Origin of the sequence: Shouchella oshimensis, assembly GCF_002019765.1 — a bacterium.
GTDB classification, from domain to species: domain Bacteria; phylum Bacillota; class Bacilli; order Bacillales; family Bacillaceae_D; genus Shouchella; species Shouchella oshimensis.
The window spans coordinates 1,152,288-1,166,856 of sequence record NZ_KV917380.1; the positions used below are offsets into that span (position 1 = coordinate 1,152,288).

The following is a 14,569-nucleotide window of genomic DNA, read 5'->3' on the forward strand; positions in this document are numbered from 1 at the left end:
AAGGAGTGAAACAATGTCTGACCAAATAAATAAAAAAGAACTAATACAGTACTTTAAAGAAGAAGCAACAAAACCTGTTTCTGTAGAAGAGCTAGAGGAACGGTTTCAAATAACATCAAGTGACGCATTTAAAGAGTTAATTACATTGCTGAATGAGCTTGAAGGAGAAGGGGAAGTGATTCGTACTCGAACGAATCGCTATGGAATTCCAGAAAAACTAAATTTAATTCGTGGCCGTGTGCAAGGTCATTCGAAAGGGTTTGCTTTCATTATTCCAGATGATGGTGATGAAGATGTCTATGTACCTCAAGGATCACTGTCTGGCGCTATGAACGGTGATATTGTGTTTGTGCGAATTGATGAACGTGCAAACGGTTCAAGAGCAGAAGGAAAGGTTATCCGAATTATCGAGCGCAAAGTGACAGAAATTGTCGGGGAATACAAAGAGTTTAAATCGTATGCCCTCGTTGTAGCAGACGATAAGCGAATTAGCGCTGACTTTCTTGTTATAAAAGGCAAGGAAAAGGGTGCAGTTGATGGTCATAAGGTCATTGCAACGATTACTCAGTATCCAGAAGGACGCTTCGGTGGAGAAGTTGAAATTAAAGAAGTTCTCGGTCATAAAAATGATCCTGGTATGGACATTCTGTCGATTATTTATAAATACAGCATCCCACAAAGTTTTTCAGACGACACATTGGAACAAGCAGAAAACGTGCCAGATGCCATTGATCCAAACGATTTAAAGGGACGTCGAGATTTACGTAACGAGCAAATTGTAACTATTGATGGAGCCGACGCGAAAGACTTAGATGATGCGGTTCAAGTGAAAAAGTTACCAAATGGACATTATCTTCTTGGTGTGCATATTGCTGATGTTTCTCACTATGTGAAAGAAGGTAGCCCGATAGATAAAGAGGCGTCTGAACGAGCGACGAGTGTTTACTTAGTTGATCGTGTCATTCCAATGATTCCGCACCGATTGTCCAATGGTATTTGTAGTTTAAATCCACAAGTGGACCGTTTAACGTTGTCTTGTGAAATGGAGATTGATCAAAATGGTGGTGTTGTGAAGCATGACATTTTCCAAAGTGTGATCAATACAACGGAACGAATGACGTATAGCGATGTTAATGACATCTTAGTAAACAAAGACGAATCATTGCGAGAACGATACAGCACACTCGTACCGATGTTTGAAGAAATGGAAAAACTTGCACAAGTTTTAAGAGACAAGCGTTTTGGTCGTGGTGCCATTGACTTTGACTTTAAAGAAGCAAAAGTATTAGTCAACAGTGAAGGTACCCCTGAAGATGTTGTGTTACGGGAACGATCCGTTGCAGAGAAGTTGATTGAAGAATTTATGTTAGCAGCAAATGAAACAGTAGCAGAACACTTCCATTGGATGAAGCTACCTTTTGTATATAGAATCCACGAAGATCCAGATGCAGAGAAATTAAATTCATTTCTTGAGTTCATTACAGGCTTTGGTTACGTTGTTAGAGGGACAGCGAACACTATTCATCCAAGGGCACTGCAATCGTTATTAAAAGAAATTCAAGGTGAGCCTGAGGAAACCATCATTAGCCGAATCATGCTACGTTCCATGAAGCAAGCAAAATATGATGTACATTCAGTCGGTCACTTTGGCTTATCTGCAGAATTTTATACACATTTCACATCACCTATTCGACGGTACCCAGATTTACTTGTCCACCGATTAATTCGAACGTATCTCATTCAAGGGAAAACAGATGCGAAAACGACTGGTCACTGGCAAGAAAAGTTACCAGGCTTAACAGCACATGCATCGGATATGGAACGACGTGCAGTTGATGCTGAACGTGACACAGATAATGTGAAAAAAGCACAATATATGGAAGATAAAATTGGGGAAGTCTATACGGGCATGATTAGTGGTGTTACCAACTTTGGCTTATTTGTTGAGTTGGAAAATACAGTTGAAGGTCTCGTGCATGTAAGCTATTTAACCGATGATTATTACCGGTACGATCAAAAACATTATGCCATGATCGGAGAACGAAGTGGGAATGTCTTTCGTATTGGGGACGAGCTCGAGATTCGAGTGGTGTCCGTTAATACTGAGGAAGCGTCTGTTGATTTTGAAATTGTCGGGATGAAGAAAAGAAAACCTCAAAGAGGCAAAGATCGTCCAAAAGTCATTGATGGTGGTAAACGTGTCAATAAACAGCAGAAAAAAGATCGTCCACGTTTAACAGGTGACCCTAAAAAAGATGGACAACCGAAAAGCGGGAAGCGCAAAAAGAAGCCGTTTTACGAAAATGCACCGAGTGTAAAGCGTAAAAAAGGCCGCAGAAAAAAGCGTTCATAATGACGATTTTGTAGCCCTTTTGGCTGAAGACATCCGTCGGTTTCCTAAAGGTGCCTGCTTGAGTCTTATTTTGTTCCTCTTTACACTAATAAGGTGAAGGAGGAACAAAAATGATGAAAACAGAAGTTGGTATTGCATTCGTAAGACTTGTTGTAGGGGTGATCTTTATCGCCCACGGCTTAGATAAATTTAATGGTGGTATTGAAGGGACAGTAGCGTTTTTTGAGAGCATATCAATTCCATCACCTGATATAATGGCAGTTGTGGTAGCTTTAGTTGAGATCATTGCAGGTCTTGCACTTGTTTTAGGTTTGCTGACACGCTTGATGAGTGCTATTCTTATGATTGTGATGATTGGTGCCGTCTATATGGTGAAGTTCGATCAAGGCTTTATTGGAGGTTTTGAATTCGATCTATTATTGTTTGCTGTACTACTTTTATTTGTTGTCAATGGGTCCCACTTTATGGCTGTTGATGGGTTTTTAACAAAGAAGAAGAAGCGTCAGCGATTTGGGAGAAGATAATCATCCGTTACATGTGAGGAAGTAGGTGTATGTGTGGCTGAAACAGAAAGTAAAGTGATGGCACAAAATAAAAAAGCCCGTCATGATTATTTTATTGAAGAAACCTATGAAGCAGGAATCGTTCTTACCGGTACAGAAATTAAATCGATTCGCGCAGGAAGAATGAATTTAAAGGATTCATTCGCTCGGATAAAAAACGGTGAAGCTTATTTGCATAACGCACACATTAGTGAATATGAACAGGGAAACCGGTATAATCATGAGCCAACTAGAGCGAGAAAATTGTTGTTGCATAAAAAGCAAATTGATAAGCTCATCGGTGAGACGCAGCAACAAGGATATTCAGTTGTCCCGTTAAAAGTGTATATTAAAAACGGGTTTGCCAAAGTATTAATTGGATTAGCAAAAGGGAAAAAGAATTACGACAAACGAGAAACCTTGAAGCAAAAAGATGCTAAGCGAGAAATGGATCGAGCGATAAGAGAGCGAATGAAGGGCTAATTCGCTTCACTTGCTTTTTAACACAGATTTAGTATAATAATAAATCTAGGCGTTAAGCCTTGTATATTTTTTTATACGGGGACGTTCTGGATTCGACAGGGATAGGTCGAGCTTACGTTGCGAGTCGAGGTGCGGCCTCGTTAAAACGCATTAGCCTATAACTGGCAAAGAAAACAATAACTTCGCTTTAGCTGCATAAGCTAAGCGGTCTCTCCTCTCCATCGCCCATGTGGAGTGGTTGAGACTCACTTATAGTGGGATACGCCTTACTCCCTCCGCCTGAGGGAGTTGGAAGAGATTAATCAGGCTAGCTACACGGAAGCCTGTCTTTGGGCCGATGTGTTAGCGAAATGCTAATACAAAGACTACGCTCGTAGAAGCGTAAGTGTCGTTATCTCTGGACGTGGGTTCAATTCCCACCGTCTCCATATTGGGACAAGAACTCGAAGTAGCACTATATTGCTTCGAGTTTTTTTATACCCTCTTTAGTCAGAGTATTTTTAAAAAAGGAGTTCATCTTCCATGCATACTATATATCTCGTACGGCACGCTCATTCTCCTTACACGCCAGATGAGTGGGGACGTCCGCTCTCAGAGAACGGTTTTGAGGATGCAAAGCGTGTGGCCGATTTTTTAGATACTGTGCACGTTGATCGGTTTATCTCGAGCCCTTATAAGCGCGCTATACAGACAATAGAGGAGGCAGCGAGGCGAAAAAAGCTACCCATTAAGACCGAAGATGCATTTAAGGAGAGGGTGCTGGCGGCAACGTCTATGCCTCATTTTGATTCAGCAATCAAAGCAGTTTGGGAGGATGAAACGTTTGCTCACTTAGGAGGAGAGTCCAATAAAACCGCAAGAAGAAGGGCTGTTAATGGACTTTGGAGAATTCTAGATCAAGGGAATGACTCTGAATCCATTGTCATCTCTACACATGGGAATATACTAGCACTGTTGTTAGGTTACTTCCATTCTCGTTATGATTTTACGTTCTGGCAACAGCTGGAGATGCCAGATGTGTACCAAATACTAATAGAGAAACAAACAATGCTCTCATGTACAAACGTTTGGGGAGAAAAAATAAAGCTAGTCAACAAGCCCTCCTATATGTATAATTATAAATAAATTAGTTTTATTATGCATTAGAAGGAGAACATCATGGAGCAATTAAACGAACAACAACAAGATACAAACACTTATTCTGAAAAAACACCATCAAAAAAGTCTATTTTTACTTTTCTTATACCCTCTCTATTAGGAGCACTTTTGTTTCTTGTTCCCTTTAAAATAAACGATACTTGGACTGTACTTATTGGTTTTGCAGCTGGAACGATTGAACGTTCTCTTTCAGCAATGTTACCGATGTTTTTACTAGCTATTATTCTATTATCTGGTGTACTCACGTTACTTGCTTGGGTAGTAAAGCCTGCTCTTATTATGGATCGACCAGCTTTAAAAGCGTTATTCTACACAAGTCTTCCTTGGACGATGATACGTGTGCTCGGTGCACTCTTTGCCCTTATGGTCATGACCCAATCTGGCTTTGCTATTATCTATAGTCCTGCAACAGGTGGAACGATTTTCACTGATTTGCTTCCGGTGCTTGCGGTGTGGTCAGTAGTAATGGGTTTATTAATGCCCCTATTGCTTGAATATGGTTTAATGGAGTGGTTGGGTACACTTGCAAAAAAAATAATGAGACCGTTGTTTAACTTACCGGGACGAGCTTCCGTAGATTCGTTGGCATCTTGGATGGGAAATAACATGATGAGCATTTTGATTACGATTAATCAATATGAGAATGGCTATTATACAAAACGTGAATCAGCTATTATTGTCACGAACTTTACCATTACATCAATCGGATTTAGTTTAATCATTGCACAAATTTTAGATTTAAGTGAACGCTTTGTTCCATTTTATTTAACCGTGCTTGTTGGTGTGTTTATTGCAGCCTTTATTTGTCCACGTATTCCACCGTTATCAAAGATGCATCATACGTATGCTGGAGACGAGTCTGGAGCCATTAACGAAACGGCTGCTAGAGGGTCATTGTGGAGTCAAGCATTTCGAAGAGGTGTTGAGAAAGCGGCACATGCCCCTAAAACGACTTCTGTGTTAAAAAAAGGAGCGTTTAATGCCCTTGATATTTGGTTTGGCATGTTACCGCTTGTTATGGCAATTGGGACCATTGCCCTTGTCATTGCTGAGTTTACACCGATCTTTACGTATTTGTCCTATCCTCTTGTACCTGTATTAGAATGGATGAATATACCTGAAGCTGCACAAGCGGCACCTGCGTTACTCGTTGGGTTTGCAGACATGTTCCTGCCAGCTATTTTAGGTGCAGGGATTGAGAGTGAGCTTACTCGTTTTGTTATTGGAGCAGTATCGTTAATTCAACTCGTCTATATGTCTGAAATTGGTGTTATGCTTATGCGTTCTAGTATTCCGATTTCATTCTGGCAACTATTTGTTATTTTTATTCAACGAACGGTCATTGCAATTCCTGTTGTTGTGTTGATTGCCCACGTTATTATTTTCTAAAAGGAGTCATCTAGAATGTCACAAAGTTGGAACGAGCTACAAGAAACCATTCCATATCGTCTTGCACCAAGTATGGCAAAAGACCATCCGAACCTGCCTGTTGTGAAAGAAGAAGGGTGCTATTACTATGGTGTTGATGGGAAAACGTATTTAGACTTCACATCTGGTATAGCCGTGACGAATGTTGGTCATCGTCATCCAAAAGTTGTTGAAGCAATAAAAAAAGAAGCAGATTCATTCACTCATGGCCCTATTGGTGTTATTCAATATGAATCTATTCTAAAACTGGCCAATGAATTAGCTGACGTCATGCCAGGTGACTTGGACTGCTTTTTCTTTGGAAATAGTGGTACTGAGGCCATTGAAGGTGCTTTAAAACTTGCACGCCATGTGACAAAACGTCCAAATGTAGTCTCGTTTACGGGGTGCTTTCATGGACGGACCCTTGGCGCAATGAGTGTTAGTACATCAAAAGCAAAATATAGAGCCTACCAACCTGCTCAGAATCAAGTCTATCAACTTCCTTATTATCAGCCAGGAGAAAGTGTAGACGAAGCAATCGCAAAACTGGAAAAGGCTTGTGAGACGATGTTTGCTCACTATACGTTACCAGAAGAAGTGGCTTGTTTTATCATTGAGCCAGTGCTTGGTGAAGGCGGCTACATTGTGCCACCAGCTAAGTGGCTTCAGCATATTCGTGAGATTTGCACGAAGTATGGAATTTTACTTATTTTCGATGAGGTTCAAACGGGATTCGGACGCACTGGTGAATGGTTCGCAGCACAATCCTTTGATGTTATTCCTGATATAATGGCAGTGGCAAAAGGAATTGCTTCGGGGTTACCTCTTAGTGCAACTGTAGCGAACCACACACTGATGCAACAGTGGCCATTAGGAAGCCATGCAACGACATTTGGCGGTAATCCAATAGCCTGTGCCGCCGCTCGAGCAACACTTCAGATTATTAAAGAAGAAAACGTGCTTTCGAATGTAAAAGAAGTAGGAAGTTACGCTGCCGAGGAACTGACTAAACTTCAACAGGCATTTCCTTGCATAGGTTCAATTCGCCATCTCGGTATGATGTTTGGTATTGAAATTGTTCATCCTGAGACAGGGAGAAAAGATGGCGAGCTAGCAGCTCAGATTCTTGATCTCGCTCTTGAAGAAGGTGTGTTGTTTTATTTTTGTGGAAATGAAGGCGAGGTTCTTCGAATGATTCCTCCGCTTACGATCACGAAAGAACAGATTGATGAGGGCTTAACGAAATTAAAAAATGCACTTCAACGTTTAAAGGAAATAGGATAATAAAATCATAGGCACGCCTCAGGCCATCTTGAATATACTGCTCCAGATAGGGTAGTTAGGAGAGTGGCCTACTATGACGAATAAAAAGAAGATTTGCTTTATAACGTGCGTCAATGATGAAGTGCTTTACCAGCGTTCTGTTAGCCACATTGACATGTTGTATTTACCTAGAGGCTATACAGTTGAAAAAATTGCCATTCGGAATGCGAAAAGCATGACCAGTGGCTATAATGAGGCCCTTCAACAGTCGAATGCAAAGTACAAAGTGTATCTTCACCAAGATACAATGATTATTAATCGGATGTTTCTTCATGATTTACTGTTTCTGTTTGAAAACCACCCGAATTTAGGAATGTTTGGCGTGATTGGCGCGAAAGAATTACCGGAAAATAGCGTCTGGTGGGAAAGTGAACAGAAAGCAGGCAAAATCTTAGAAAAACGTGATACGTATGGTTATTTATCATTTATTGAGGCTGATTATGCATTTCAAAGCGCAGCAGTTATTGATGGAGTGATGATGGCAACTCAATATGACCTGCCATGGCAAGAGCAGTTCGATGGCTGGCATTTTTACGATGTTAGCCAAAGTGTGCTTTTTGAGCACAATGGTTATGAAGTAGGCATTGCACACCAACCACACCCATGGATTATGCACGAATGTGGAGAAGAATTCGACAGTTTTGCTTATACCACCTATGTTCATCAATTTCATTTATGGAAAAACACACTTTCGAATTAAATGAGCGAAAGTGTGTTTTTGTGTTGAGTTTTTCAATAAACATATATGAAATACAAGATGAATACGATAGTCAGTGGAGGTGTTGCAGGTGGAACGGAAGCCGAAAAGACCAAATCGTAAAGCAGAGCAAGTCGAACAGTTTTCTCGAAATAATTACAATAAACCATTAACAACAAACCAGGGCATTAGCATTGCAAATGATGAGAATACATTGAAAGCAGGTGAGCGGGGACCTAGTTTACTTGAAGACTTTATGATGCGGGAAAAGTTATCTCATTTTGATCGCGAACGAATACCGGAGAGGGTTGTTCATGCAAGGGGCTACGGCGCATATGGTACGTTTCGTGTGTATGAATCCCAAAAAGCACTGACAAAAGCTCATTTCTTGCAAGACCCTAGCTTAGAAACGCCTGTTTTTCTTCGGTTTTCTGAAGTGGCTGGTTCAAAAGGAGCTGCAGAAACCGTGCGAGATGTGCGTGGTTTTGCATTGAAATTTTACACGGAAGAAGGAAATTTCGACTTAGTTGGCAATAATATTCCTGTTTTTTTTATTCAAGATGGCGTTAAATTCCCAGACTTAATCCATGCGGTCAAACCAGAGCCGAATAATGAAATTCCACAAGCATCCACTGCACATGATAATTTTTGGGATTTTATCGCAAATAACGAAGAATCTGCTCACATGATGATGTGGATTATGAGCGATCGAACCATTCCACGCAGTTTTCGAACAATGGAAGGGTTTGGGGTACATACCTTTCGTCTTGTGAACGAGGCGGGAAAAGCACATTTTGTGAAATTCCATTGGAAGCCAAAAGCAGGTATTCACTCTCTGGTTTGGGATGAATCGCAAAAATTAAGTGGCATTGATCCTGATTTTCATCGGCGGGACTTGTGGAATATCATTGAAGCAGGTGGAGAAGCCGTTTGGGAACTAGGTATTCAAGTGATAGAGGAGAAGGATGAGTTTTCTTTTGACTTTGACATTTTGGATTCAACAAAACTGTGGCCCGAAGAAGAGGTAGCCGTGCGCATCATTGGTGAAATGCGTTTGAATCGTAATGTGGAAAATGTATTCGCTGAAACAGAACAAGTGGCCTTGCATCCAGGAAATATTGTTCCAGGGATTGATTTTACAGATGATCCGCTTTTACAAACGAGGCTGTTCTCTTATACCGACACACAGTTGTACCGTGTTGGTACGAATCATCAAGACTTGCCAATTAATCGCCCTATTTGTCCTTTCCACAATAATCAACGTGATGGGGCTATGCGTTATATCGTCGATAAAGGGAAAGTAAATTACCATAAAAATTCATTGTGGAACAACACACCTTATGAAGTGAATCCAAAGAAGGGTGGCTTCGTAACGTATCCAGAAAAAGTGAATGGAGTAAAGATTCGCAAGACAGCGAAAAGCTTCGTAAATCATTATTCACAGGCCCGATTGTTTTGGAATAGTATGAGCAGCTGGGAAAGAGACCATATAGCAAACGCATTTAGCTTTGAATTAGGAAAAGTGATGAGTAAATCTGTTCGAAAGCAAATGATTAATCAAATCGGTCGCGTAAGTACAGAACTTGCTACAGTTGTTGCCAAACAAATTGGGGTTCAACCACCAACGACAACTGAGTCTAAAGAAAGAAGGTCTTCTCCGGCTTTAAGTATGGCACACCAACCAGAATCGGTTCAATGGTTAAAAGTAGGAGTATTGTTGACAGAGGGATTCGACGGACCAGAGACAAAACGTGTTGTGGATCGATTAAAAAGTGAGGGTGTTCAAATAGAATATCTAAGTGAAAAACAGGCAAAAGTAGACGGTACGGATCAAGTCTCGTTTATTCCAGATGCGAGCTTTCTCACTGGTTCACCGTTGCTATATGATTCCATTTATGTTGCAGGAGGAAAGAACCCTGATGCGTATTCAGTTGGTCAAATGGACTATTTTATAAGAGAACAATTTGTCCATTATAAGCCAATAGGAGTTGCAAAAAGTGTAGAGCCCATCTTGCGAAAACTAGGTATTGTAGGAAAAGAAGGTGTGTTGGTTAATCAGAACGAAGACTTTCTCCAACATTATCTTAAAGCTTTAGGGAAGCAACGTTTTTTTGCACGAACATAAGAGGTGGGATCTGTTTAGTAACAAAAAAAGCTAGGCGAACCCGAATAAACAGTACGCCTAGCTTTTGTATATTTCCCATTATCACATTATTGATACGGTAACTGTGCCTTATCCGTTGTGTGTTGTTGAACGCTTTGCTGGATTTGGGTATCTTGCGTTGGTGTTAAGCCATAAAGTCCTTTACGGAACATTGTCTCGTAAAGAGAGCGTTGCATTTGCGAAGCCTCATTATTTGCTTGATGTATTGTTTGATAATAAGCTTCATGACTTGCTTCATGCTCTGCAATCGAATAAGACACGGTGATGTATTTCTCTGTTGAGAGCATATCGGTAATATAATCTTGATCCGTCATGGCCGATGTAGTTGGGATTTGGATTTTTGGATTCTGAAGGTTTTGCTGTTGACTCATAAAATAGCCTCCTTATTGATAAGTGGGTGGTTGATTTTGACTTTGCAACAATTGTAAAAATTGTTCATAATGACGTTGATGCATTTGGCCAGCTTGATCAATCGCTTGCTTAATCTCTTGATCTTGGCAGCTTTGTGCAAATGCATGAGCTTTTTTAGATGCTGTTAAATTCCAGGCCATCATATCGTTAATATAATTTAAATCTTTACCTGTAATGACAGCTGGAGCTTCTTGCATTCTTGTTTGAGCTGTTGGTTGTTGTTGAAAATGCTGTTGTTGTTGGTCCATTGTGTACCTCCTTAAGAAATGACAATCACTGTTAGTATTTTGTAATGAGCTTGTTTTATACAAAAAATAAAGATAAAACTGTAGAAAAATGGTATTGCAAACGCTATCATTATTCGGTATAGTGAAAGAAAGCTTATGTCACGAGCGTTTTTTTTAGCTCAAAAAATGAATGAGTATTCATTCGTTTTAGTATGAGAGGAGGATGACACGAACGATGTCACGTCACATAAAAAAAACAGCTGTCATTGGATCAGGTGTTATGGGGGCAAGTATCGCCGCTCATTTAACAAATGCAGGAATTCCTGTTTTACTTCTTGATATTGTTCCAAAAGAAAAGGAAGCAGGAGAGGCATCAGCGAGTGTTGCAACCGCTGAGAAAAAACGAGCCCGTAAACACTTAGCTGATACGGCGGTTAAAAAGCTGTTAAAACAAAAGCCAGCACCACTTGCTTCAAAAAAGAATGTTGATTTAATTGAAACCGGTAATGTGGAAGATGACTTGCATCGCTTAAAGGAAGTCGATTGGATTATTGAAGTCATCGTTGAAAATCTAGGAGCGAAAAAAGAATTATTTGCAAAAATTGATCGTGTAAGAAAAGAAGGTTCCATTGTGTCATCAAATACATCTGGGATTTCAATTAAAGCAATGGCAGAGGAACGTAGTGGGGACTTCAAAGCGCATTTTCTTGGGACACACTTCTTTAACCCGCCACGTTACTTAAAACTTCTTGAAGTAATCCCGCTAGAGGAAACAAAACAGGAAGTAGTAGAGTTTGTACGTTCCTTTGCTGAACAGTCTTTAGGAAAAGGAGTAGTTGAAGCCAAAGACACACCGAATTTTATTGCAAATCGTATTGGCACGTATGGTTTACTTGTAACGGTTCATGAAATGCTTCGTGGTGGTTATTCAGTCGGTGAAGTAGATTCTGTTACGGGGACGCTAATAGGTCGTCCTAAAAGTGCGACGTTTCGGACGTTAGATGTTGTTGGTTTAGATACATTTTTACATGTAGCAAAAAATGTTCACGATGTTGCAACAGGGGATGAGCAGAGGATGTTTGATCCTCCTGGTTTTATGCAGGAAATGGCAACTAAAGGTTGGATTGGTGCAAAGGCAGGGCAAGGGTTCTTTCAAAAAAAAGACGGTGTTATTTATGAGCTAAATCCTGAAACAATGGAGTATCAAGAGCGAAAGAAACTAAAAGCACCTTCAATTGAAAAAACGAAAACGTTGACGTCTAAGAATCAAAAAATTCAAACCGTTGTTTTTGCTAATGATCGAGCAGGCGAATTGCTTTGGAAAATTATTAGCCCAGTATTACTTTACACAGCCGAAAAAACGTATGAGATTGCCAATGACGTTCTAGCAGTAGATGAAGCCATGCGCTGGGGATTTGGCTGGAGTATGGGGCCGTACGAACTTTGGGATGCCCTAGGTTTTAGACAAACAGTTGAAAAAATGAAGAAGGAAAACCGCTCGATTCCGAGTTGGGTTGAAGACCTTTATAACAATGGCAAAGAAGGCTTTTACGAAGATGGTCAATTTCTTCATGAAGGGCAGTACACACCAATTCGTCAGCACGAAAAATATTTGTCCCTTCATCATTTAGTGAAAACGAATACAGTTTTAAAAAATACAGGTGCTTCTTTAATTGATGTTGGAGACGATGTAGCCTTATTGAAGTTCACATCTCCTAATAATTCCATTGGTCTTGATGTCATTCAAATGATTAATAAATCCATCGTAGAAGTGGAAAAGAATTTTAAAGGCCTTGTAATTGGAAATGAAAGCAAGAACTTTTGCGTTGGCGCCAATTTAATGATGATGCTAATGGAAGCACAAGATGATAACTTCTTTGAACTGGATTTAGTCGTGAAACAGTTCCAGCAAGCAACAGCGAATATTCGTTATGCCAATGTACCTGTTGTGACAGCACCTTTCCAAATGACTCTTGGAGGAGGCGCTGAAATTAGCTTACCAGCTGCAAGTATACAAGCAAGCCATGAAACTTATATGGGACTTGTGGAAGTTGGCGTAGGTCTCATCCCAGGAGGCGGCGGTAACAAAGAATTGTATCTGAGAAACATAGAGCGCTTTGGGGAAACGCCTGCTCAACTACAAAAAGCTGTACGCGAAACCTTTGAAACGATTGCAACAGCAAAAGTATCCACATCTGCTGCTGAAGCAAGGGAAAACGGGTTCATGAATCATCGGGACGGCATTGTGATGAATGATCTTTTTGTAAATGAAGAAGCGAAGCAGAAAGTGATTTCCCTTTATAACAGTGGCTATAAAGCACCAGTAAAAAAGAAAATTCCTGTTACAGGAGAAGCTGGTTACGCAACGTTAATGCTAGGGGCAGAAATGATGAAGTGGGGCGGCTATGCATCAGAACATGATTTAAAGATTGCGAAGAAGCTTGCTTTCGTCCTTTCTGGTGGTCGCTTAAAAGAAGGAACACTTGTGGATGAGCAATACTTACTTGATTTAGAACGAGAGGCTTTTCTTAGCTTGATAGGAGAGCCGAAATCGCAGCAACGTATGCAGTATATGCTTACTAAAGGAAAGCCATTACGTAATTAGGAGGGATCGTTCGTGAAAGAAGCTGTCATTGTGTCAGGTGCGCGAACGCCTGTTGGAAAAGCGAAGCGAGGTGCATTCGCCCATGTACGTTCAGATGATTTAGGAGCTACCGCAGTAAAGGAGACAATACGCAGAGCTGGCAACGTAGAACTGAATGAAATAGAAGATGTCATTATTGGTTGTGCCATGCCTGAAGCAGAACAAGGAATGAATATGGCGCGTAACTTAAGTGTGCTAGCAGGCATTCCGCAGTCGGTACCTGCTGTGACCATTAATCGCTACTGCGCATCAGGTCTTCAAACGATTGCGTACGGTGCAGAGCGTATTATGCTCGGTCAAAGTAAAGTAATTGTAGCTGGTGGGGCTGAATCAATGAGTATGATTCCAATTGGTGGTCACGTAGTAAAGCCAAACCCGAAACTTATTGATGAAGCACCTGAATACTATATGTCGATGGGCTATACAGCCGAAGAGGTTGCTCGGCAATATGATATTAGTCGTTCGGACCAAGACGCATTTGCCATGGAAAGCCACCGGCGAGCAGCAATGGCGATGAAAAATGGGCATTTTGACGACGAAATAGTACCCGTCCATGTGGAAGAGCATGTACTGGGTGAAGATGGAAAAGTAAGTATACTCGATCGAATGGTTGCTTTAGATGAAGGTGTAAGAGCAGATACAACCATTGAAGGACTTGGAAAGCTAAAACCAGCGTTTCAGCTGAAAGGCACAGTTACAGCAGGAAACTCATCACAGATGAGTGATGGAGCTGCGGCCGTTTTGTTAATGGAAAAAGAAGAAGCTCTTGAACGAGGACTATCACCACTTCTTGCATTTCGAAGCTTTGCAGTTGCAGGTGTAGCTCCAGAAGTTATGGGTATTGGACCGATTGAAGCAATTCCAAAAGCCGTTCGCCAAGCTGGTTTACAGTTAGAGGACATTGGTTTGTTTGAACTAAATGAGGCATTTGCTTCCCAGTCATTAGCCATTATCCGTACACTTGGTCTCGACCATAACAAAGTAAATGTAAATGGTGGCGCGATTGCACTTGGTCATCCACTTGGGTGTACAGGTACGAAACTAACTTTATCGTTAGCCCACGAAATGAAGCGAAGAGGCCAACAATTTGGTGTTGTAACCATGTGTATTGGTGGCGGAATGGGTGCTGCAGGGGTATTTGAACTTATTTAAACGCT

The 14,569-nt window shown here is 40.8% G+C and carries 12 protein-coding genes and 1 other RNA gene; 11 read left to right on the forward strand and 2 right to left on the reverse strand.

What is annotated here, in order from left to right; translation table 11 throughout:
• Window positions 1–13: 13 nt before the first annotated feature.
• From rnr to BK583_RS05710, 9 genes are all read left to right on the forward strand, one after another.
• Complete coding sequence (gene rnr / locus BK583_RS05670; RefSeq protein ID WP_055737512.1) at window positions 14–2,353, forward strand: ribonuclease R; 2,340 nt, start codon at window positions 14–16, stop codon at window positions 2,351–2,353.
• Window positions 2,354–2,463: 110 nt separating this feature from the next.
• Complete coding sequence (locus BK583_RS05675; RefSeq protein ID WP_055737511.1) at window positions 2,464–2,877, forward strand: DoxX family protein; 414 nt, start codon at window positions 2,464–2,466, stop codon at window positions 2,875–2,877.
• A gap of 33 nt (window positions 2,878–2,910) precedes the next feature.
• Complete coding sequence (smpB, locus tag BK583_RS05680; RefSeq protein ID WP_035394583.1) at window positions 2,911–3,378, forward strand: SsrA-binding protein SmpB; 468 nt, start codon at window positions 2,911–2,913, stop codon at window positions 3,376–3,378.
• Between the two features lie 77 nt (window positions 3,379–3,455).
• Window positions 3,456–3,809, forward strand: a transfer-messenger RNA (tmRNA) gene (gene ssrA, locus BK583_RS05685).
• A gap of 91 nt (window positions 3,810–3,900) precedes the next feature.
• On the forward strand, window positions 3,901–4,503 hold the full coding sequence (locus BK583_RS05690) for a histidine phosphatase family protein (protein WP_055737510.1): 603 nt from the start codon (window positions 3,901–3,903) through the stop codon (window positions 4,501–4,503).
• Window positions 4,504–4,536: 33 nt separating this feature from the next.
• Entirely contained in the window at window positions 4,537–5,925 is a 1,389-nt protein-coding gene (locus BK583_RS05695) for a YjiH family protein (protein WP_055737509.1), read from the forward strand.
• 15 nt (window positions 5,926–5,940) lie between these two features.
• Window positions 5,941–7,230, forward strand: a complete 1,290-nt coding sequence (locus BK583_RS05700; RefSeq protein WP_055737508.1) for an aspartate aminotransferase family protein — start codon at window positions 5,941–5,943, stop codon at window positions 7,228–7,230.
• Window positions 7,231–7,303: 73 nt separating this feature from the next.
• Window positions 7,304–7,969, forward strand: coding sequence for a glycosyltransferase family protein (locus BK583_RS05705; protein ID WP_055737507.1), 666 nt, complete (start codon window positions 7,304–7,306; stop codon window positions 7,967–7,969).
• A gap of 88 nt (window positions 7,970–8,057) precedes the next feature.
• Window positions 8,058–10,091, forward strand: a complete 2,034-nt coding sequence (locus tag BK583_RS05710) for a catalase (protein WP_055737506.1) — start codon at window positions 8,058–8,060, stop codon at window positions 10,089–10,091.
• Window positions 10,092–10,177: 86 nt separating this feature from the next.
• Here the strand turns inward: BK583_RS05710 and BK583_RS05715 are convergent, their stop codons facing one another.
• Window positions 10,178–10,501 (reverse strand): spore coat protein, encoded by a 324-nt coding sequence (locus BK583_RS05715; RefSeq protein ID WP_038482518.1) that lies wholly within the window; start codon window positions 10,499–10,501, stop codon window positions 10,178–10,180.
• A gap of 12 nt (window positions 10,502–10,513) precedes the next feature.
• Window positions 10,514–10,789, reverse strand: coding sequence for a YvdQ family spore coat protein (locus BK583_RS05720; RefSeq protein WP_055737505.1), 276 nt, complete (start codon window positions 10,787–10,789; stop codon window positions 10,514–10,516).
• 214 nt (window positions 10,790–11,003) lie between these two features.
• On the opposite strand from BK583_RS05720, the gene BK583_RS05725 reads away from it, so the two are divergent.
• Complete coding sequence (locus tag BK583_RS05725; RefSeq protein ID WP_055737504.1) at window positions 11,004–13,373, forward strand: 3-hydroxyacyl-CoA dehydrogenase/enoyl-CoA hydratase family protein; 2,370 nt, start codon at window positions 11,004–11,006, stop codon at window positions 13,371–13,373.
• Between the two features lie 12 nt (window positions 13,374–13,385).
• Window positions 13,386–14,564: an acetyl-CoA C-acetyltransferase gene (locus BK583_RS05730; protein ID WP_055737503.1), complete on the forward strand. Its 1,179-nt coding sequence runs from the start codon at window positions 13,386–13,388 to the stop codon at window positions 14,562–14,564.
• Window positions 14,565–14,569: the final 5 nt, after the last annotated feature.